General features: G+C 47.8%; 21 protein-coding genes and 1 tRNA gene. 2 read left to right on the top strand and 20 right to left on the bottom strand.

Translation table 11 applies throughout. The features are described from left to right. Positions 1 to 2 precede the first annotated feature (2 nt). The 13 genes from Q7P67_RS09885 to Q7P67_RS09945 all read right to left on the bottom strand — a co-directional run bounded on the left by Q7P67_RS09885 (position 3) and on the right by Q7P67_RS09945 (position 14384). Positions 3 to 1058, bottom strand: a complete 1056-nt coding sequence (locus tag Q7P67_RS09885; protein ID WP_303851801.1) for a Xaa-Pro peptidase family protein — start codon at positions 1056 to 1058, stop codon at positions 3 to 5. Continuing rightward, on the bottom strand, positions 1055 to 1477 hold the full coding sequence (gene aroQ / locus Q7P67_RS09890; protein WP_303851802.1) for a type II 3-dehydroquinate dehydratase: 423 nt from the start codon (positions 1475 to 1477) through the stop codon (positions 1055 to 1057). Before aroQ ends, Q7P67_RS09885 begins: the two co-directional genes overlap by 4 nt. 87 nt (positions 1478 to 1564) lie before the next feature. Beyond that, positions 1565 to 3610, bottom strand: coding sequence for a tetratricopeptide repeat protein (locus Q7P67_RS09895; protein ID WP_303851803.1), 2046 nt, complete (start codon positions 3608 to 3610; stop codon positions 1565 to 1567). 58 nt (positions 3611 to 3668) lie between these two features. Continuing rightward, the gene (aroB, locus tag Q7P67_RS09900; protein ID WP_303851804.1) at positions 3669 to 4718 is read right to left on the bottom strand and encodes a 3-dehydroquinate synthase; all 1050 of its coding nucleotides are present in this window, start codon (positions 4716 to 4718) and stop codon (positions 3669 to 3671) included. Positions 4719 to 4738: 20 nt separating this feature from the next. After that, a complete protein-coding gene (locus Q7P67_RS09905) occupies positions 4739 to 5257 on the bottom strand; it encodes a shikimate kinase (protein WP_303851805.1) in 519 nt (172 codons plus the stop codon). Further along, on the bottom strand, positions 5258 to 7186 hold the full coding sequence (locus Q7P67_RS09910; RefSeq protein ID WP_303851806.1) for a transglycosylase domain-containing protein: 1929 nt from the start codon (positions 7184 to 7186) through the stop codon (positions 5258 to 5260). Beyond that, positions 7186 to 7776, bottom strand: coding sequence for an RdgB/HAM1 family non-canonical purine NTP pyrophosphatase (rdgB, locus tag Q7P67_RS09915; RefSeq protein ID WP_303851807.1), 591 nt, complete (start codon positions 7774 to 7776; stop codon positions 7186 to 7188). Before rdgB ends, Q7P67_RS09910 begins: the two co-directional genes overlap by 1 nt. Continuing rightward, positions 7773 to 8489 (bottom strand): ribonuclease PH, encoded by a 717-nt coding sequence (gene rph / locus Q7P67_RS09920; protein WP_303851808.1) that lies wholly within the window; start codon positions 8487 to 8489, stop codon positions 7773 to 7775. The genes rdgB and rph overlap by 4 nt, the downstream gene beginning before the upstream one ends. Positions 8490 to 8498: 9 nt before the next feature. Further along, positions 8499 to 9266 carry a septal ring lytic transglycosylase RlpA family protein gene (locus tag Q7P67_RS09925; protein ID WP_303851809.1) on the bottom strand — a complete coding sequence of 256 codons (768 nt, stop codon included), beginning with the start codon at positions 9264 to 9266 and terminating at the stop codon, positions 8499 to 8501. Further along, on the bottom strand, positions 9232 to 10275 hold the full coding sequence (gene mnmH, locus Q7P67_RS09930) for a tRNA 2-selenouridine(34) synthase MnmH (protein WP_303851810.1): 1044 nt from the start codon (positions 10273 to 10275) through the stop codon (positions 9232 to 9234). Before mnmH ends, Q7P67_RS09925 begins: the two co-directional genes overlap by 35 nt. Beyond that, positions 10272 to 11159 (bottom strand): selenium metabolism-associated LysR family transcriptional regulator, encoded by an 888-nt coding sequence (locus tag Q7P67_RS09935; RefSeq protein WP_303851811.1) that lies wholly within the window; start codon positions 11157 to 11159, stop codon positions 10272 to 10274. Before Q7P67_RS09935 ends, mnmH begins: the two co-directional genes overlap by 4 nt. A gap of 95 nt (positions 11160 to 11254) precedes the next feature. Beyond that, positions 11255 to 12892 carry a hypothetical protein gene (locus Q7P67_RS09940; RefSeq protein ID WP_303851812.1) on the bottom strand — a complete coding sequence of 546 codons (1638 nt, stop codon included), beginning with the start codon at positions 12890 to 12892 and terminating at the stop codon, positions 11255 to 11257. After that, positions 12885 to 14384, bottom strand: coding sequence for a M17 family metallopeptidase (locus Q7P67_RS09945; protein ID WP_303851813.1), 1500 nt, complete (start codon positions 14382 to 14384; stop codon positions 12885 to 12887). The genes Q7P67_RS09940 and Q7P67_RS09945 overlap by 8 nt, the downstream gene beginning before the upstream one ends. Before the next feature lie 265 nt (positions 14385 to 14649). On the opposite strand from Q7P67_RS09945, the gene Q7P67_RS09950 reads away from it, so the two are divergent. Together Q7P67_RS09950 and Q7P67_RS09955 are read left to right on the top strand one after the other, a co-directional pair. Further along, positions 14650 to 14726: transfer RNA gene (locus Q7P67_RS09950), tRNA-Met, on the top strand. A gap of 31 nt (positions 14727 to 14757) precedes the next feature. Then, a complete protein-coding gene (locus Q7P67_RS09955) occupies positions 14758 to 15690 on the top strand; it encodes a DMT family transporter (protein WP_303851814.1) in 933 nt (310 codons plus the stop codon). On the opposite strand, the gene Q7P67_RS09960 is transcribed toward Q7P67_RS09955, so the two are convergent. The 7 genes from Q7P67_RS09960 to Q7P67_RS09990 form a co-directional block, all read right to left on the bottom strand. Next, entirely contained in the window at positions 15687 to 17150 is a 1464-nt protein-coding gene (locus Q7P67_RS09960) for a glycogen synthase (protein WP_303851815.1), read from the bottom strand. The two genes, Q7P67_RS09955 and Q7P67_RS09960, sit on opposite strands and share 4 nt — an antisense overlap. A gap of 51 nt (positions 17151 to 17201) precedes the next feature. After that, positions 17202 to 17744 carry a manganese efflux pump MntP family protein gene (locus Q7P67_RS09965; RefSeq protein WP_303851816.1) on the bottom strand — a complete coding sequence of 181 codons (543 nt, stop codon included), beginning with the start codon at positions 17742 to 17744 and terminating at the stop codon, positions 17202 to 17204. A gap of 93 nt (positions 17745 to 17837) precedes the next feature. Beyond that, the gene (locus tag Q7P67_RS09970) at positions 17838 to 18488 is read right to left on the bottom strand and encodes an energy-coupling factor ABC transporter ATP-binding protein (RefSeq protein WP_303851817.1); all 651 of its coding nucleotides are present in this window, start codon (positions 18486 to 18488) and stop codon (positions 17838 to 17840) included. Then, on the bottom strand, positions 18485 to 19141 hold the full coding sequence (locus Q7P67_RS09975) for an energy-coupling factor transporter transmembrane protein EcfT (protein ID WP_303851818.1): 657 nt from the start codon (positions 19139 to 19141) through the stop codon (positions 18485 to 18487). The genes Q7P67_RS09970 and Q7P67_RS09975 overlap by 4 nt, the downstream gene beginning before the upstream one ends. Next, entirely contained in the window at positions 19138 to 19653 is a 516-nt protein-coding gene (locus Q7P67_RS09980; RefSeq protein ID WP_303851819.1) for a hypothetical protein, read from the bottom strand. Before Q7P67_RS09980 ends, Q7P67_RS09975 begins: the two co-directional genes overlap by 4 nt. Continuing rightward, positions 19643 to 20251 carry a cobalt transporter CbiM gene (gene cbiM / locus Q7P67_RS09985; protein WP_303851820.1) on the bottom strand — a complete coding sequence of 203 codons (609 nt, stop codon included), beginning with the start codon at positions 20249 to 20251 and terminating at the stop codon, positions 19643 to 19645. Before cbiM ends, Q7P67_RS09980 begins: the two co-directional genes overlap by 11 nt. Beyond that, positions 20252 to 21007, bottom strand: coding sequence for a DUF4198 domain-containing protein (locus tag Q7P67_RS09990; RefSeq protein ID WP_303851821.1), 756 nt, complete (start codon positions 21005 to 21007; stop codon positions 20252 to 20254). It abuts the gene before it with no gap. Between the last annotated feature and the right edge of the window lie 18 nt (positions 21008 to 21025).

Here is a 21025-nt window from a genome sequence, read left to right on the forward strand (position 1 = left end):
CCTCATAAATTCTTATAGATATATCTGTCAAAAACCGCTGTAAGGTTCTCGCATCCGTTTTCTGTGACCAGAACAGTGTCCTCAAGACGGACTCCGAATTTCTCCGGCAGGTAAATGCCCGGTTCAATGGTCACAACCATCCCTGCTTTAAGGACGGTCTCGTCCCGTCTGTTAAGCGACGGTTTTTCGTGGACGTCTATGCCCACTCCGTGTCCAAGGCTGTGGTTGAAATATTTCCCGTAGCCTTGTGACTCTATGTATTCTCTGGCAACCGCGTCCGCATCGCAGGCTCTTACGCCCTCGCGCACGAACTCCGATGCCTTTTTAAGCGCCGTATAGACTATGCCGGCTATCTTTTCCGCCTCAGCGTTCCCGCCCGCTATGACAAGTCTGGTGACGTCGCTGCAATAGTTCAGCCTGCACCCGTAGTCCAGCACCACAGGATCGTTAACCTCAACTTTTTTTCGGGTTGCAATCCCGTGGGGAAGCGCCCCTCTTGCGCCTGAAGCGACGATAGTATCAAATGAGGTTGTTCTCGCACCAGCCAGCTTCATCTGTTTTTCAAGTTCCGCCGCCCAGTGATCCTCCGTGTTGCCGGCAACAAAAACGGGCAGTGAGTTTACGAACCCTTCGTATGCCGCCCTGTACATATCCTTTATCTGTGATATCTCGTCAGCGTCTTTTATCATGCGAAGCCCGCCGATGAGGTTTTCCCTGTCTATGTCAACGCTGCATCCTGCTCCGGTGAGGGTTTCATATTCAAGAAGCCCGCACGAATAAGTTACGTGCACTTTTCTGTACCGTGCAGCCTGCGCAGCGGCAGATTCCTGATAGCTGTTTACAATGATGCTGTCAATTCCTTTATAAAGCTCAGACTTTATCTGTTCTTCATATCTGCCGTCAGTCATGAAGAGTGCGGAATGACCGTCCACAAAAAGCATTGCCGTACTGCCTGTGAATCCGGTCAGGTAGAAGATGTCAGAAAGTGAGCTGACGAAAAGACAGTCTATACCGCTCTGTTTCATCAGTTTTTGAAGTTCATCAATTCTGCCTGTCAAGCAAGCTCTCCGATGAAATAGTCGAGGGCGAGCATATATGATTTCGCGCCAAAACCTGCGATAACCCCTTTTGCGACGTCCGAAATATATGATTTATGTCGAAAATCCTCTCTTGCATACACGTTTGAAAGATGTACCTCTATAAACGGGAGTGAAACCGAAAGCAGCGCGTCCCTTATGGCTATGCTCGTGTGGGTATAAGCTCCGGCGTTTATAATGATGCCGTTCGCGTCGCTCCTGTGTATCATGTCAATTATGTCGCCTTCGTGGTTCGACTGAAAAAACTCCAGTTCGCACCTGCCGTCCGCCCTGTGCTTCATCTCTTCGCAGATTGAGTCCAGAGTTACGTCGCCGTAAATCCCCTTTTCCCTGCGACCGAGCATGTTCAGGTTCGGACCGTTAACAACAAGGATCTTCATCTGTTTCTCCCGTGAGATAATTCAGCTATTATATCAATTAGTACCGCCAAATCCAGCTATATAAATATTAAACACAGCCGTTTCGGGTTACTTTGAGTTATTTTTTATAAGCTCCAATAAGTTTTCAAGCCTGTTCACTTGTTCATATGTTTCACTGTCGAGCTGTTCCGGGTCGTATATGAGACTCTCAGCATCATTCTCACCTGAATCAGTGTTCACATATTCATCGACATGCGGTTTTCTGTCTCTCTCCTCCAGTTCATCCATGGCAAACAGGGTCGCAAGCTCGTCGTTAAGTTCTGTATCCCTGTTTATCTCCTGCTGGATCTCGGAGACAAGTTCCGGTTCCTGTTCAAGTATATCTTCAGGGATGACCTCATCTTCGGGTTCATCCGTGATATCGCCGTCCGGCGTTTCTTCCGCCTCCTGAACGTCTATAACAGGGCGCAGGTTGCTGTTGTGCGGAATGATCTCATCAGCGTATTCCGCCGCGTCCTGCTCCGCATCACCCAGAACATCCTTGAGTGCGTCATCTATTTTTTCATCGGTAATAAGCTCGTCGTGTATCTCTTCAGCTTCATCAGCCTGTATTTCAGGCTGTTCCGACAGTATTTCTTCCGCTTCGTCTTCCGTTGCTTCCTGTTCAGCAGCCTCATCATAGACAGCTGTCTCCTCCGCAGGTTCATCGGCAGCAGGGGAATCATCCCCTGTCACATTTTCAGAGACAGGGTCTTCCGGCTGCGGCTCTTCAGAAACAGGCTCTTCTGAAGCAGGCTCTTCCGGAGCGGTTTCCTCCATGGCTGTTTCTTCTAAAGCCTGTTCATCAGGCTCACCATATCCAGGTGACGCGGAAACAGTTTCATCTTCAGAGACCTCTTCTGTGCTGTCACGTTCTGCTTCCGGTTCTGTAAGTGTTTCTGAGACTTCGGAGCCGATGTCCGCAAGCTGTTCCTCAGCGTCTATCTCATGAGGTTCGGAAGATTCTTCTTCCTCCTGAACGGCTTCAGACACGGGCGCAACAGCAGGCGCAGGAGCTTCCATCTCTTCTCCGTCCTCTGAAACAGGCACGAAGCTGAAAAGGTCGTCTATGGAAGCAAGGTGTTCGTCAGATATTTCTTCTATGTCGCCAAAATCGTCAAATATGTTATGTTCGGCAGGAGTGGCAGGTTCCTCCTGTCCGGATTCTTCCGTCTTCTCTTCTGCGGAGTCCGCACCGGAAAGTTCAGACTCTGTATCATCTTCGTCCGCAAAGGCTTCCTCTTCGCTCTTTATTCCGTCCAGTCCGAAGTCGGCGGAAAGTTCCGCGGCAAGAGCGTCAACTCCGCCGGAAACAGGCACCTCGCGCTCTTCAATGCCGGCAAAGTAGTTCTGTTCGTATTTCTGAACAGCTTCCTTCACTTCATCAAGGCTCTCAGTGGGTTCAACATCATCTGATATTTCAGCGAGCATTTCGGATTCTATTTCGTTTGAAGTATCCGGCGGACTGTCGTCCTCCTCAAACTTGCTGAGATCGGCATCTTCAATATCTGATGAATGTCCGACGATATCTTCAACAGCGGTTTTAACATCCTCTTCGGAAAGGCTTGGGCGCTCGGCAGAATCACCTATTTCGTGTTTGACTTCATCCGCAAGTTCCTGACCGATAGTATCAAGAAGCTCGTCGTCATCCATAAGTTTGCGTTCGTCGCGCAGATCTGAAAGCTCCATTCCGGTTTCGGCAAGGAGTTCCTCGATAAGCTCCCTCAGTTCAGTATCCTCAGGAGCGGAGAAATATGCGTTTTTATATGAAATAATGGCTTTTTTGTATTCGTTTTCGCTCTGATATATTTTTCCGAGCAGTTTTTCGGCGGCATAGTTATTGGGATCAAGAACACGTACTTCGGTGAGAATAGCCTTCGCATCGTCAACGCGTCCCATGCCCACATAGCATTTTGCAAGGAGGGTCTTTGCGGTTGAAACTTCGGGATTTGCATCCAGACCGCGGAAAAGCACCTGAACGGCATCGTCGAAACGGTTCAGTTCAACGTATGCTTTTGCCAGCGGAAGAAATAGCATGGAGGTACTGTCCGCCTCCAGCTTCGCGGAAAAATATTCGATATCGCCCAGAAGTCCGGCTTTTGTTTTTTCGTCCATACAGAGATATGTTACCTTGAAATGAAACAACAGTCAAAGGTTAAGACTCAGGAGAGGATCAGACGCCCGTAAAGTATTGGATCACCTGTTCTATCTGGATGTTCTTAACAAGTTTACCGGTGCCTGTTTTCGGGGCAATCGCGAGCGTCAGCCCCTTTTTGTCCGCTTTTTTATCCGCAGTCATAGCACCGAAGAAAACATTTTTATCAGCTATATTGTATGTAAGATCAAATCCGTATGCAGTCAGAACGCGCCTTATATCATCAAGAGCTTTCGCATCAGCCAGCCTGTGTTTAACGGCATAATCCGTTTCCAGATACATTCCCGCTGCAACAGCGAACCCGTGCTTAACGCTGTGGTCGGAATCTGTCTCTATGGCGTGTGCGAAGGTGTGTCCGAAATTAAGAAGCGCTCTTTCGCCCTTCTCTTTCTCGTCTATGCGCACAACTTCCGCTTTCATTCCACAACAGCGCGTTACGATATAGTCCAGAACCTCAGTGTCACGGGCAAGCACTCTCTCTTTATTATCATACAGATATTCGAGAAACTGAGCATCGTATACCATCCCGTATTTGATAACTTCTGCAACGCCGTTCAGAAACTCTTCATCTGTGAGAGTTTTGAGGAAATCCATATCGATATATACTTGTTTCGGCTGGGCGAACACACCGACGTTGTTCTTTGCTCCCCTGAAATTTATTCCGGTTTTCCCGCCCACGCTGGAATCCACCATTGAGAGCAGAGTTGTAGGTATCTGAACAAAGCTGATGCCGCGCATATAGGTTGCCGCCACAAAACCGCCGACGTCTCCTGTTATGCCGCCGCCAATAAGAACAAGTCTCCCGTCTCTGCGGCATTCTCCGCGGAAAAGGAAGCCAAGCACAGCGACAACCGACTCATGGGTTTTGTTGTGTTCATCCGCACGGAAACGGTATACCCGTTCTGTGGGCATGATATCACTGTACAGCCGGAAAACGTTATCATCTACCATGAAAAAATCGTTGGCAGAGCCGAAATTTTTCAGCGTATCCGCTATAAAACCGCTGCCGATAGTGATCTCATAGGAATCGTCAACCTGTTTTTTCAGATCAACAAATACTTTACCCATTTTTCTCCTGCTTATGGAGGCTAGTTCGCCAGCTCTTCCCTTATAATGGCAACTATCTGATCCGCAGCCTCTCTGGGAGTTATATCGGAAGTTTCTATGATATGATGAGCATTAATATAGAAAGCCGCCCTTTCAAAAAGCAGACGCTTTATCTCGTCCAGGGGTTCTTCAACCTCCAGAAGGGGTCGGCAGGTCTGATCTTGTTTCAGTCTCTCGTGTATGGTATTCGCATCCGCAATGAGTGTAAAAACAAGTCCGGAATTTTTCATGAGCTCAAGGTTTCCGCGTGTCACGACTATTCCGCCGCCTGTGGATACCACTCTTCCCTTGCCCTCTGTAATGTCGCGAAGAACGTCCGTTTCCAGCCTGCGGAACTCCTCTTCCGATGCGTCTTCGAATATTTCACTTATTTTTTTCCCTGTCATATCCTCAATCATTTTGTCAGTATCAACAAAATCCAGTTTAAACTCTTCAGCAAGAATTTTTCCTACGGTACTTTTGCCTGTTCCCATAAAGCCAATCAGGTATATGTTTTTCATCTACTGCCCCTTGTTTGTGTTTTCAGTATTTAACGGTTCCACCGCGGAACGCACACATGGTTCGGGAATGTTGTCTTCCGCAAACGCTTCGGTATAAGTTTTTTGGGAAGTGCACGCATCTCCCGGAAGCACTCCGCTGTAATAATCCACATCTTTTAATACAACACCCGGCGGAATATTAAAATCAATTTTTTGCCATTCATTCCACATTCTTTTCTGAAAAGCCGCTATCACAGGTGCAGCCAGCCCTCCTCCCGTAGCCTCTTCGCCCATACTTCTATGGTCGTCGAATCCGACCCATGCGACAATAGCATAGGGGGGCGCAATGGCGGCTGTCCACGCGTCTTTATAATCGTCCGTGGTTCCGGTTTTTGCCGCTGTTCCCGGCAGAAGTCCAGTGCCGCGCGCAGTTCCTATTCTTGGAACATCCTGCATAATGTGGAGAATCTGATAAGCGCTCACAGGTGATACTATCTGCTCAGGCGAACGTTTAACATAGTAAAGCGGCTCGCCTTTCGTGTTTCTTATGCTGAGGACAAGCCCGCTGTCCTTGCGCAGACCATACCCGCCTATAACAGAATACACCTGTGCAACGTTCTGCACTGTGAGAGGAAAAATCCCCAGCGGCATAGCCAGATAAGGCTTGACGTCGTAGTTCATTCCCAGCATTTCAGCGGTTTCGGCAACTTTTGGGAGTCCTGTCAGCATAGCAAGACGAATCGTCGCATTATTCAGCGAAAATACCAGTCCTTTGCGCAGGGGTATAACCCCCATGTAATAATCCTCAAAGTTAGCCGGATGATATGGTTTGCCGTGATTTTTATACTCATAAGGTTTATCGGTTATAAGCTGATTGGGGCGGAAACCGTTATTGAACGCTGTCAGATACACCATGGGCTTGAAAGTCGAACCTATCTGGCGTTTCATCTGCATTGTGCGGAAGCGGAACCTGTTGTTCGCCGCCAGAGCCTCCACAGATCCGTCTTCAATGTTTACCACTGCAAGAACTATATTGGCACCATCCGGCACAAGCGGCATCCGCTCGGCTATCGCCTCTTTCGCCTTTTCAATTGTGTCAAGATTCAGCCCGGACGTTACGACAACTTCGCCTGAAGGCTGAAATCCGCGTCTTTCCATCTCCTCCAGTATCAATGAAGTATACTGAGGGTAATTATCAGTCAGCTTATTTATATTATATTCAACAGGAACGCGTACTGCATCGCGGTATGAGGTCCTGCCCTGCTCAATCATGTATTCCGCAAACTCACCGGTGCGTCTGAGAAAAATCTCCATATTCTCATAAGGGAGCGTGTTCAGCGTCAGAACACTCATAAGCCACAATATCTGCGATTCGTCGGCAAATTCAGCACTTCTGTCCAGATAGAACAAAGACGCCGATTCCAGCCCCCAAAGGTCGCTCTGCATATAAGCCGTCTGCATATAAGCGTCGTAAATTCCGTTTCTGCCGTGCATCTTCAAAAGGTCTGCCGCCGTTTTCCAAAGCACCAGATTGTAGTGCGCATCATCGCGGTACATGTACGCGGCTTTCTCCGCCTCATACAAAACAATACAGTCGTCAAGCCCCGCTGGAGATATCTCATAAGTTTTCAGCAGCTTGAGTTCATCCTCCGTGTCCGGCTTCTCGCAGTTGAAATAGTTTTTACCCGCGAACTCCAGCAGGGTATAAATATCCTGCGGCAGATTTGCCGGAAGGTCGTCTGAACGTTCGTAAACCTTCCTGTACATCAATACGTCGTCTTTGGAATAGATTGAGACCGTTTTTGTTTTGCGGTCGTTGAAAAAAATGGCTCCCATGTCGGGAGAGTAGAGTTCAAGCCTGACCTTTTGGTTTTCCAGATACCACCAACCGCCGCCTGAACATGCCGCGGCAAGGAGGAGCAGCACCAGAAAAACCTTTAAAACTTTCATTATTTATCCTGTTTCAAGTCCAGATACTCTTTAAGGGACTGAACAGCCATCTTGCGGTGGCTGATGGCATTTTTCTCCTCGTCGGTCAGTTCCGCCATGTGTCTTCCGTCGGGCAGAAGGAAGATCACATCGTATCCGAATCCGCCTTCGCCTTTATATTCCCTTGCAACAGAACCCTGACACATACCGCCGAAGGTGCGCTCCACAACGCCTCCCACAGCAAGTGCGATAACGCAGATATAGCTTGCGCCGCGCTCCGTGTCCGGCACCCTGTCCATAACGGCGAGCAGCTTACGGTTGTTGTCGTCGTCAGCGGCGTTCACCCCTGCGAAACGTGCACTGTATACTCCCGGCGCACCGTCCAGAGCATCGACCGATATGCCTGAATCGTCTGCTATGACATACCCGTCTATAAGTTTTGAAAGCGCCTTCGCTTTTATGGAAGCGTTCTGGAGAAAGGTTTTGCCTGTCTCCTCAACATCCATGTCATTCTCTATATATTCATATGCGCTGACAACCTCGACCCCTTCCAGAATCTGGGCTATTTCTTTGAGTTTATGTTTGTTTTTAGTAGCGACGTAAAGTTTCATTCAATCCCCAGAAGTCTTTTCTGAGCTGCATAAAGGCTTTTTATTCCGTCCATGCCAAGGTCAAGCATCCTGTCCAACCCATCGCGGGAGAAAGCAGCACCCTCTGCACAGCCCTGAATTTCAATAATTTCGCTTCCGTTCTTCATAACAAGATTGAGGTCAACATCGGCACTGCTGTCTTCCGTATATTTGAGGTCCAGCAGGTACTCGCCGTCAACGATACCCACGCTTACTGCACCGACAAAGTCCTTAACCGGATTCTCAGTCAGCACTCCCCGTTCAACCATGCGCTGTGCAGCGATATAGAGTGCACAGAATCCGCCTGTTATGGCTGCGGTGCGTGTTCCTCCGTCAGCCTGAATAACATCACAATCGATGATTATGGTGTTTTCACCCAGCTTTTCAAAATCCACCGCAGAGCGCAGGCTTCTGCCTACCAGACGGGATATCTCCATGGTACGCCCGTCCTCTTTTCCGCGTTTTGATTCACGCTGGTTGCGCGTGTTTGTGGCTCTGGGCAGCATGGCATATTCCGCAGTAACCCAGCCCCTGCCGGTGTCTTTCAGAAACGGAGGCACTCCCTGTGTAAAGCTGGCATTGCATATCACTTTCGTGTCGCCGAACTCACAAAGTACGGAGCCTTCCGGATGTTTGATATAGTCTTTCACAAGGATCACCGGACGCATTCTGTCCGTCGGTCTGTCAGTTCTCAATTAAAGTTCCTATTCGCTTATTATGAGTGCATTTGGATAGGTTTGCAGTTTCCCGTCCTTAAACGCAACGGCATCCTCTCTGGTGGTGAAACCGATTACGCGCACTCTGAAAAATTCGTTTCCGTTGATTATAGCCGGCTCAATGATGGCATTGGGAATACCGCCGGCAACCTCTTCCGCGTTCTGCCGTATTGAGAAAGATGCAAGCTGAACGGAGAAATTGCCGAACTCAGGCTCGTTCGTTTCCTCTTCACCGTTAAGCAGCGTTATGGAAACCTTCGTAAGCCCTTTGCCCACGAGTCCAAGCTCGCTGGCGGCGGCATATGAAAGGTCGATTATTCTTCCCGGCACATGGGGTCCTCTGTCGTTTATTCGCACGATAACTGATTTTCCGGTTTCTTCGCAGTCAACGCGGACAAGGCTTCCCAGAGGAAGCTGTTTATGAGCGGCTGTTTTGTCGAACATATTATATTTTTCGCCGCTGGATGTCATTTTGCCGTGGTCGTCCTTGCCGTACCATGAGGCAAGTCCCTTCTGTTTGAAGCTCTCAACCGATTTCATACGGTAATATGTGATTCCGCGCACGGTGTAGGGTCTGTCGTAGACTGCACCCAGCATTTCCGCCCCTGCGGGTGTGCGCGCGTCTGCTATGGCGACAGTGGTTTCCGAATCGGTTTTCGGCTGCTGCGTCTGCTGGGGTTCATCGTCCGCATATGCGAAAACACAAACAAGCAGCGCAATGCTAAGTATGATTGTTTTGAATATAAATCTGTTCAAGCTGTTTCTTCCCCTCTTCAATGTCTTCATACCTGATTATATAATCTGGTCTTTCGGGTATTGACCGCATGTAAAGCGGGTCGTAGTACGACTCAAGCAGAATCTTAGTGAAGCTCTCGTAGTCCTTTGCATCCAGAAGTTTCGCCAGTTCATCAACTTTTGAGGTTCCGATGTACTTTTTAAGGCGGAGTAATGAACGCAGTATTTCATCTTTATACAGTTCGGGTTTGTAATTGTCTACCGTAAAGCGGATGCGCGCATCCAGCGGAACATCTGCAACAACGCTTACACCTCCTCTCATTCTATTGAAAAGATTTTTAGGAACAGAGACTTTACCTATCTTCATGCTTTCGCCCTCAACAAGATAAACGCCCTCTTTTTCCTTATATAATTTATACCATATCTTCGATTCAAAGTTCTTCTGAGTTACGTTTTCATATTCCGGCTCGTCAACGTCGCCGAAACTGGAACCTTTGTGCGCCGCCGCCTTTTCAAGGTCAAGCACCCTTGCCGTACCCTCAAGCTGTCTTAAAAGCGCAGTCTTTCCGCAGCCTGTCGGTCCGTACAGATTTATGAAAGAATAGCTGGGTGAAAAGTTCTGAAAAAAAGAATTGATGTGATTCCTGAAATACTTATATCCGCCCTCAATCTTTGAGACATCAAGACCTGCCAGCTTCAGAAGTCCGGCTGTGCTCCCGCTGCGCAGCCCGCCACGCCAGCAATATACAACCATAAGCCGCCTGTCTTTAATATCAAGAAAGCTCCGGATAAGCTGTGGAAGTTTCGGACTGACAAGATCAACGCCAAGCAGCCGTGCCTCTCTGGGGCCCGTCTGAACGTAGCAGGTGCCGACCTTTGCACGCTCTTCGTTGTTCAGAAGCGGAATGTTAATCGCAGTAGGTATGGCATCCTCTGCAAATTCACCCTCGGACCGCACGTCAATCAGGTTGAAATGCTCAAGTCCGCGCTCAAGAATGTAGCTTAATGAAAGTTCTTCGTTTACGCTCACTTAAACTTCAAAAGGGTATCGATATAGTGTTTCAGGAGTTTCTTATTCGTCCTGTTTTTGCTGTATACGACGTAAACTTCCTTTTCCACAACGAGGTCTGTGACAGGAATTGCCTTTATACTGCCGTCGCACTCGTCTGTGAGCGCCATTTCAGACATGAAAGCGATCCCCAGTTCTTTTTTGACGGCATTTTTTATTGAGAAGGTGGAGCTTAAAACAGCCACGATGTTGAGGCTTTCAAAGTCATACCCCTTCTGTTTGAAACCGTGCTCAACAGAGGCGCGAGTGCCGGAACCTATCTCGCGGGTGATGAACTCCTCGCCGAGAATCTCCTCAATGAAAACGCTCCCTCTGGTGTAAAATTTGTGATTCTTGTGCACGATGAGAACTATCTTGTCTTTTGTAAGAACCTTATATTCAAGGTCTTTTTTGGGTATCTTCCTCGCGACCACCGCAAGGTCGAGGATACCGTCGGAAAGTCTCTGGATGATTGTCTGGGTGCCGGCATTGTCAATGTTAAAGAAGGTTTTGGGGTAGTCCTCTTTGAACTTTTTGATAACTTCGGGGAGGATGAACTCCGCCGCAACAGTGCTGTAACCGATGTGCAGATTTCCGCTGACCTCGTTAAGAAACTCCTTAACAGCTTCCTGAGAACGCTCGCGTAGATCAAGTATATCAACGGCATACGGGAAGAAAATCTGACCGACCTCTGTAAGAACAACCTCTTTGGAAAGTCTGTCGAACAGCTTTACGCCAAGCTGTTCTTCAAGGGTGCTTATATGCGTGGATATGGTTGGCTGGCTCAAAAGCAGTTTTTCCGCTGCGCGTGAAAACGATTTATATTTTGCGACAAATACGAATGCTTCAATCTGTTTAAAATCCATATCCGACTCCCTCTCATTTCAATATAGGTTGAAAATACCATAAACATAGAAAAAATCAATACCGAAAAGTTAATTATGACCCTAATATGGTGACGTTAGTCTGCAAAACACTCTCTGCCCGCCTTATACACGGCAATAAACGGGTAATTGCGATATACTCTGTGAAAGCATCCTATATCAAGACTACCAATAATAGCCGTTTTTCCAAAAATTGAATTTTCTGTTTTATTGTTAAATACTGAAAAATATGCTCCGTTTCTATGCAGTTTTAATCCTGAATCGGAATTATGTTCAATATTGGTAAAATTTAATCCGTTTGATGAAAAATAACCGTGACTTCCACCCTTAAACGGAACCTCTTCAGTTAACACCAGCCACACGTCATTTCCGCCGCCGATGGTTTTAAGCAGCTTCCTGTCCGGCACCGCCGATTCCATAAGCATCTGAGACATATGCCATTCCTTTTTGAACTGATTTGTTCCGTCAGAAAATGCCTTAACGCCTTTCAGATATTCAAGCACAAAACCGTTGTCCCACTGTGTAACAACTATGCTTTTTTCAGGAATATGCAGTTTTGCGAACTCTGCGAAAACATCGCGCTTAATATATGGCGCAGGGATAAAATACACAGCGGAAAGCAGCAGCGAAAAAAAGAACACTGCCGACATGGACAGCGCACCGCCCAACCGTCCGATGCGCCCGAAAACGGATGAGAAGAGCACTCCGAATCCTATCCCGGCAAAAATACCGAGGTACATTCCGAACCTCTGCCCCTTAAAAAACATCAGACATCCCAGAAGAAACAGCGGCAGCAGCAGATAGGTTCTGCGAAGGGTTACGGCAAAAAGCACCAGCCCTGCAAGAGCTGAATAACCGTCGCGAGTGATCAGCCGGAGACTGTCCCAGAAACCTTTCACTCCAAGCTCCGCCACCTCCGCAGGATATGCTCTCCCGGCATCGGTCATGAACCCAATAAGCCCCTTAAAACTAATGAAAAACTGAAAAGGTGAACAAAAAACAGCAAACAGAACAAGACTATACATAATCAGTTTTTTATTTTTGCGCAGAACAGAAAGGTGAAATGCCAACAGTGCGAACCACACAACGGAAAACCCCGCATGGGCGTACCACCTGTAGTGCAGCCAGCAGAAAAAGCCGGCAAGTGCAGAATACAGAAGCGTCCTGCCCCGCCCGGAGAGATAGATAAACAGTATTACCATCAGCGGGAAAAAGAGATTCAGCATATCCGTGTCAGGCTGAAAAGCTGTGGTGCGCTCAAGATAAGCCATGCACATTCCGCCTGTAATCCCGCCTCCCAAAGCCGCAGCAGACATCCCGTTCAGATACAGATATACCCCAAGCGGAAACACAAACAGACCTGACAGAAATACGGCAAGCAGGCTGGAAGCCGTTTCGATATCCAGCCCCGCAAACTCTGCGGTTTTTTCAATAAGGATGCTTATCATCGGAGTGAAAGGAAAAGGAGTTCCGTTCGAAAGGGCATCACTGCCGCTGACAAAGCTGCCGTCAGCCAGTTCCTTTGCATAGCGAAGCCAGCGGTATGAATCGTTGCCCGCCATTATGATGTGACCCGCCGCGCGGTGGTCAACGCCCGCAAGAATATCAGCGTGCTGACGATACCTGACAGCGGTGTTCGCCAGATACGCCATCACCAGCAGCAGGATAAAAAAAAGGACACCCCAACCGAAGTGTCCTGTCTTATCTTTAAGCATTTTCTGCGTAATGTACTTTTATAAACCTGTTGAGCAGTCTTATTCCGAAGCCTGTGGCATATTTCCCGAATATCGGGTGATCCTCCTCAATATACGAGGGACCTGCGATGTCGAGGTGTATCCACGGCCAATTGTCCACGAACTCCTGCAAAAACAGTCCGGCTATTACGGAACCCGCCTCACCCTTCTGTTTTGCGATATTGCGCAGATCGGCTATGTCGCTTTTAACCCGTTTCTGATAGGATTCAAGCAGCGGCAGCTCCCATATGTCCTCAGCAACGTCATATGAAATATCCGTAATGTTCTTCGCAAGAAATTTCCTGTTGGAAAAAAGCCCCGCACAGTGTTTGCCCAGCGCAATGATACATGCGCCTGTGAGGGTCGCCACATCGATGATAACCTCAGGATCGGATTTTGTGGCGGTATAAAGGGCGTCGGCAAGGATAAGCCTGCCCTCAGCATCGGTGTTAAGTATCTCAACGGTCTTGCCCATTGCGCTTGTCAATATGTCACCGGGTTTGTAGGCGTTTGTACCGATAATGTTCTCAACCATAGGGATGTATGTTTTGATATTCACTTTCATCCCTGTTTCGGCAGCCGTTTTTGTCACGGCGAAAACCGTTGCCGCACCAGCCATGTCGGTTTTCATGTCCTCAATGGATCCAGTGGGTTTGAGATTGCTTCCGCCTGAATCAAAAGTCACACCCTTGCCAACGAGAGCTACATGCTTATCGCTGGCGGGGTTGCCGTTGTACTCCATCATGACCATTCTGGGGGGATAGCTGCTGCCCTTGCCCACTGCATAGACCATGGGAAAGCGTTCTTTCAGCTCATCCATATCGTCTATAACGGTCACTTTAAGCCCTTCGGAGGCGCACTCTTTTATCTTATCCGCAAAAATAGCAGGGGTAAGATCAGCCGGAGGTGTGTTCACAAGGTCTTTAGCGAGATATATATTCTCGAACTGAAAGTTCAGTCCGGCAGCGTTGTCGTCCATTGCGCGCTTCAGCTTCGCATATGAAGTAATGACCTCAACCTCATCGAACTGCCAGTTCTTCTCCTGTTTCGTTTTGTATGCGTCATAACTGTACTGACCGAAGAAAAATCCGTCCAGAAAAGCTGCGGAATACTGCGGATCTTTCTTGTCCATGTATACGTCTTCGAACGCTATCATGGAAAAAGAAGAAATCCTGTCTTTTTTCAGCAGTTTTGCGAACGACGCGCCAAGCTCCATATAATATCTGAGATCCTGCGGGTCTTTTGAGATATTCACCAGATATATTTTTTTGAGTTTTTTACCTATCTCAACGTAAAAACCGGAGAACTCCTTCTCGTCGTATGAAAAATAGTCTGAACCTATCATCTCGTTGATTGCGTCTTCTATCTTTTTCCCGGTAAGGGACTTGAGCGGGCGCATGTTACGGTAAACGGGAATGAGGATGGCGTCTTTTTTGGAATTGAGCGCTGTTTTTTTTCTGCATGATATCTTCATGACAACTAACCTCTGGAACCAATTTATATATGTAGGTATATTAAGCAGCTTTTTAAGCATAAATTCAAGTGCAAAACAGCAAATATGAGCATTTTTATCTGTTATTTTGAACCGCTTTGATGATGTTTTCACGGTTTTCCAACGTAAAGCCCCTCTAAATGGCGCTTTCCGCAAGAGCTCTCTCCTGAGGAAAAATAAATATTAAAAAAAATTAAATTCATTATTGACACTCAGGGATAAAACTGATAATCTTCGTTTCCCTTGACGCGGGGTAGAGCAGCTTGGTAGCTCGTCGGGCTCATAACCCGAAGGTCGTTGGTTCAAATCCGGCCCCCGCAACCAAAAAACAATGCCCACCTATGAGGTGGGCTTTTTGTTTTGGGGAAACAGCGATACTGTTTTCTGCACTTATCTTGTGGGGTTGATTATGTCCGACGTTCTTTTCTATCTTATGATGGTACTTGCCATGGTGAGCTGGGGCGAATCATGGGTTTCCGCGAAGATAGTCGCAAAAATGGCATCCCCCGAAGTTCTCATGTTCTGGCGGTTCTTCCTCACTTTCATATCCTATATTCCTGTTATGATATATCTGAAACAGACATTCACAATCAGCAGAAAAGGAATACTTTTCACATTCGTATGTTCCGTGGTGCTGATACTTTACAACGAAATGTTCTTCACAGGACTTATATACGGCATGGCGAGCGTAGGCGGGATACTTGTAACAACGCTGATTCCTGTGGTGACGTTTCTGCTGGTGAGCCTGCTGACACTTAAATCACCCTCTCTGAAAGACGCATTCGGTCTTATGATGGGCGCGTGCGGCGCAATGGTTATCATTAAGATATGGGATACCGACATAGAAAAGCTGTTCCACAGCGGAAACATCTATTTCCTCACAGCGGCGTTTCTCTGGGCTATACTTACCTATCTTGGTGCATATGTTAAAAAATATACGAACGTCTTCACATACAGCTTCTATCTCTATCTATTCACAACAGGACTTATCGCACTGATAACAATAGCAAAAGGCACCAGCTTTGCTGTTCCGCACACCTTCGTTTTCTGGGGCAACATGACCCTTCTTGCCGTCGGTGCAACCACCTTCGGCTCAACACTGTTTTTCATAGCTGCAGCGCGTCTGGGTTCACAGAAAACAAGCTCCTTCGTCTACCTCGTGCCTGTGAACGCTGTAGGACTGAGCTGGTTTTTCCTCGGCGAGCAGATACACGTCAACACACTGACAGGCGGTCTGCTTGTTTTCATGGCTGTCTACATCATCAACCGGAAGTCTAAAACTTCTTAGCTGTATAGCCCCCGTCCCGCGACAGCCTCGTAAAGATGCATGTACGCATCCGCTGATTTTTTCCAGCCGAAATCCTGTTTCATTGCGCGTTTACGCATCATTTCAATGTGCTGAGGACGGTCGTAATATGTGCTGACAGCCCAGCCCATGGTATTAAAAAGCGCATCGGCGCTGATTGCCCAGAATTTGAACCCTGTGCCCCCGCCCGTCGCTTCGTCATAGTTTTCCACAGTATCGTCCAACCCTCCGGTTGCCCGCACAACAGGGAGAGTGCCGTAAGCAAGACTGTACATCTGGTTCAGCCCGCACGGTTCGTACAGAGACGGCATGACGAAGAAATCACAGCCCGCCTCCACAAGGTGCGCAAGCTCCTCGCTGTAACCGATATATGAACCCGCCTCCCCGGGGAATCTCGCCGGAAGTGCGCCGAAAAACTCTTCATACTCCTGCTCGCCGGAACCAACCACAACGAACTGGCACACCATCTCGTTCATGGCTCGAACACACGCATCACGCATAAGATAAAGCCCTTTCTGGTCAACGAAACGCCCGACAAAACCGAACAGAGCAACACCGGCGTCCTGTTTCAATCCGAAACGTTTCTGGAGTTCCAGCTTATTTTTTGTTTTGGTTTTCAGCGTTTTAACATCATAGGGATACGGGATGTATATATCTTTTTTCGGGTTCCACACGTTTGTGTCTATGCCGTTCAGTATGCCCACAAGGTCGCCGCCGCGGGCGTTAAGCAGGTCGTGGAGACCGGAAGAACCTATAGGTCCCCGTATCTCTCCTGCATAGGCGGGGCTGACGGTGGTTATCTTGTCCGCGAAGGCAAGCCCGCCTTTCAGCAGGTTCACTCCGCCGAAGTTTTCGAAAGCTCCCGCATGAAAGTCTTCCTTCTCAATCCCGGCATATTCCATGAACTCCCTGCCGTATATGCCCTGATAACCTATATTATGGATGGTTATGATACTCTTTGTGCGTTCGAAGAAAGGGTCGCCCCACTTCTTAATATAGTATGGGATCAGAGCCGTCTGCCAGTCGTTGACATGGGCTATGTCCGGTCTGAAATTCAGGTCTTTTGCTGTCTGAAGAGCGGCACGGCAAAGGAAGCTGAAACGGAAAGGGTTGTCGCCGTATTCTCCTGCCTTCGTATGGTAAATACCTGCTCTGTTGAAATATTTATCGAACTCTATGAAATAGAAATCAACTTCGTCGTATCTGGTGTGGTAAAGTGCATAGAACTCCTCACAGTTGCCCATATGCACACAGCAGCCTCCTGCCACCTGTTTTATGCCGTATTTTTCTCTGTTTACGGATGAATAGAGCGGTGAAACGACAATGACATTATTGTCGTGCGAAAGCGCAGCGGGAAGCGCACCGGCGACGTCGCCCAGACCACCGGTTTTGGAAAACGGTGCAGCTTCGCTTGAAACGAATAATATGTTAAATCCTGACATAGACATACCTCACAACCGATTTTACATCGTATGTGATGCCCTGTCCATTGATTATAGGATAAATCTGACGCCGATAACCACGAGAATAAAGGCTCCGAAATACTCCGCATAGTGACCTATATATCCTCTGCTGCGTTTGCCTATGGCAACGCCGAGAAAACTCATAAGCGCACATACTACACCTATCACGCAGGATGCCCAGACAATACCGCCATCCCAGAGAGCGAGGGAAATACCAGCCCCAAGAGCATCCATGCTTGTGGCAAGCGAAAGCATCAGCAGCGAAAACCCAACAGTCGGATCGCTGAGATACACCTTACATTCTTTATGTTTATAGGCCTCACGCGCCATATGAAACGCCACATAGAACAGAAACGCCGCCGCCAGATATTTGATATTGCCCGTATACTTCATTAATATGCGTCCGGCGAAAGCGCCCAGCACAGGCATAAGAAACTGAAAGAAGCCGAATGCAGCCCCAAGGCGGATATAGTTCGATGGCTTATTATATTTCATTCCGACACATATGCACACGCAGAAGGCATCTATGCTCATAGCCAGAGCGATGCCGAGGATATCGTAGAAAGTAATCATTGCAGCACCGTAAGTTTTGAATCGAAACGAATCATATAGGGAGGCGCACGAAAAAACAAGTCTGTATCAGTATAAAAAATACCCTGAAAAAAATCAATCCGCCGTAAGACCGTCCCTTGTAAGAAACATTATCCGCGCACCTATCCTGTTCACAAAATCAAGATCGTGGGAGACAATCAGCATACTTTTGTCTATGGAAGCAAGAATAGATGCGAGCTGCCCAACGGACTTTTCGTCCAGACCGGCGGACGGTTCATCCAGCAGAAGTATATCGGGCTTCATGACAAGCACCGATGCCAACGTCACCAGCTTCTTTTCGCCTCCGGAAAGATGCAGGGTTATCCTGTCTCCGAGATGCCGTATGTTAAGCTCAGAGAGCATAGCCTCAGCCTGTGCCTGCGCCTCTGCCGGTTTGACACGGCTGTTGAGAAGCCCGAAGGCGACCTCTTCAATAACAGTCGGCGCTATTATCTGATCGTCGCTGTCCTGAAAAACGAACCCGATGTGACCGCGTGCCTTTCTGAAATCATCTTCGTTTTCAAGTTTATGGTGAAATATCTCTATTGTACCGGACTGCAAGGAGCAAAGTCCGACGATGGCTTTCAGAAGCGTAGTTTTACCCGCACCGTTGGGTCCCATGACGGCTATTTTGTCTTTATGCCCGACGCTGAGATTTACGTTTTTAAAGAGGATATCGCCGTTTCTTGACAGCGAAAGATCTTTCAGTGTTATGGAACAGCTCAAGCAAGTCCTCCGAAAGTGAGAATAAACTGGAACACCAGAAGCGCCGCCACAACTGCGTCAGCCGGAAAGAAGGGGCGGAAGTTGAACGGATAAAGTCTGCCGGAAAAACCGCGCATCTTCATTGCCTGTGTGAGAGCCTGTGCCCTGCCCATGCTTCGCACGAGAAGCATACCCAGAAGGTATGCGAGTGTTCTGTAGGTGAACGCATCGGTTTTCGGCGCAAAGTTACGCACTTTCAGCGAATTTCTCATTTTTTCGTATTCGTTCCCTATGATTTCGATATACTTTATCACAAAAAACAGTAACACGGTAAATTTATGAGGCAGTTTCAGCGTATAGAATCCGTAATAGAAATCGGATGAGTTCATCCCGCAGAACATTGCCGCAGTAACACACACTATCAGGTTATAGCGCAGGAAGATGAGAAGTGCGTGCTGTGCGTCATCGCCGAACAGATACACCGTGGCACAGATGAACAGTATCATGATATTCAGCTTTAGTATGCGGAAAAAATACTGAGGAAGGCAGTTGACCCTTAGAAGCATAACCCCCGCCGCAAAAACGGCGTCCGCAGGCGTTATATGCTGCCGTAAAGCTATTATACAGGAATAGACCGCTGCACAGAATATACCTGCGGCAGGTGAAAATCTCATTTTTTCCTGACCAGAACGGCTATCCCGAAAATTCCGAGTATGTAGCCTATTCCGGCGATTATCATGTCTATATGGCTTCTGCCTTTATCAATCTCCGCTTTCAGTTCCGCCGTCTGTTTTGAAAGCTCTTCACGGACTATCTGCCTTAGCTGGGTCGTGTCCGCTTCTGCAGATGCTGAAGGTTCTTCATACGCCATGTTCGTGTCAACGGATGAAGTTATGGTCTGCTCCGCCCTATGTCCCATGCCGCCGTCAACGATTATCTTCATATCCGTTGGCGTTTCGCCGTTCTTTGAAAATTCGCCGTTTTTGTCCAGCCTGCCCTCAACGAATACCTTCCCGTCGGCATCAAGCACCTGAAACGTACACTTTCCACAGGGGGTGCCGTCTGCAAAATAAGAATTTATCGTAAGAGTATTGTTCTCAGCAAATGCCAGAATGTTCAGTTTGTGTGCAAACGCATTTGAAAATGAAAGAAGTGACAGCGCCACTATAATAATTTTAGTTTTCATATTCGGTTCTCAGAAAGTCCGGATAGACCTTATTTAAAAAATTAAACAGATACATCGACACAACCCCCTCGATGATTATAACGGGGACGTGCATCAGAAATATTGCCTTGGCGGTATCATACAGCCTGCTGCCGCTGAATGCAAGCACGGCAGAAAGAAGAACCGCCGAAAGCAGCACAGGCATTGATCCTGTCAGAAAGAACATTATCCAGCGTTTTGTTCCTGATGTTTTCATTCCTGCTCTGAAAAGCCAGTAGCCGGCAAGCGCGGGAAGAGCCATCACAAGTATGTTCGTGCCAAGGGTAGTGAACCCTCCGAACTGAAACATAAGTGCCTGAAGAACCAGTGCAACCATTATCGCCGGAAACGCGCAGAACCCCAGCACCGCACCCACAAGCCCGTTCAGAACAAGGTGGACACTGGCAGGACCAACGGGGATATGTATAAAGGATCCAACGAAAAACAGACTGGACATAAGAGCGGTCTTCGCCAGCATCTCGGTCTGCATCTTATAAAAGCCGAAAACAGTCAGAATTGCACCTGCCGCACCTGTTGAAATCAGAACAGGTGCGGACAGAACGCCTTCGGATATGTGCATTTATTTAACACCGTATGTTTTTACCCAGATAAGCGCGCCAAGCTCAACAGGATACTGTTTCCCGTCCTTTTTCAGCTTAACGTCGTCATCTATCAGAGCCGCAAATCCCCACCAGCCTGTGAATGGCATTACATATGAAAATATGCCGTTTCCATCCGCTTTCACAACCTGAGTGATATGCGTATCTGTGGGCGCTTTTATTTTAGACCCTGTGTTGTAAAATTCAACCTCTACTTCTGCTCCGGGCACAGGTTTTCCCTTATAAAGAACTTTTCCGGTGAAAACGTTGCCTGTATAAAGACCATATGGACGAGTCAGCGGCACTATCTCAGCTTTAAGCCCGACAGGCGCATCCCAGCCCTCTTCCATGCCGAAACCGTTCACAACTGTCTTTGTTATATGCTGGATGAAAGTCGATTCGGCAGGTTCAAAGTAGTAATCGGGTGTAACGACGAAAATATGGTCGCCAGGCTTTTTCATCTGGTAGATGAAATCCCATGTACTCTTACCGTTTCTTTTCACCTGTTTTATACTGCCCATGAGGCTCTCTTTCTTACCGTTGTGATAAACATCAACTGCTTTCGGCTTCACCATCTCCATCATTGGACCCTGTTCAAAAGGATGTGTAAAGATCATCTGGAACTTAATATTACGGTTCTGCTGTGTTGCGGCGTCGGTGCCGGGCATAAGCACCTGAAAGTGTGCATTTGCATAAAATGCTGTCAACATGCAGACAAGAACAAGAATTTTTTTCATAAAACCTCCCATTGGAAT

The sequence above is a fragment of the Seleniivibrio woodruffii genome (assembly GCF_029267515.1).
Lineage (GTDB): Bacteria > Chrysiogenota > Deferribacteres > Deferribacterales > Geovibrionaceae > Seleniivibrio > Seleniivibrio woodruffii_A.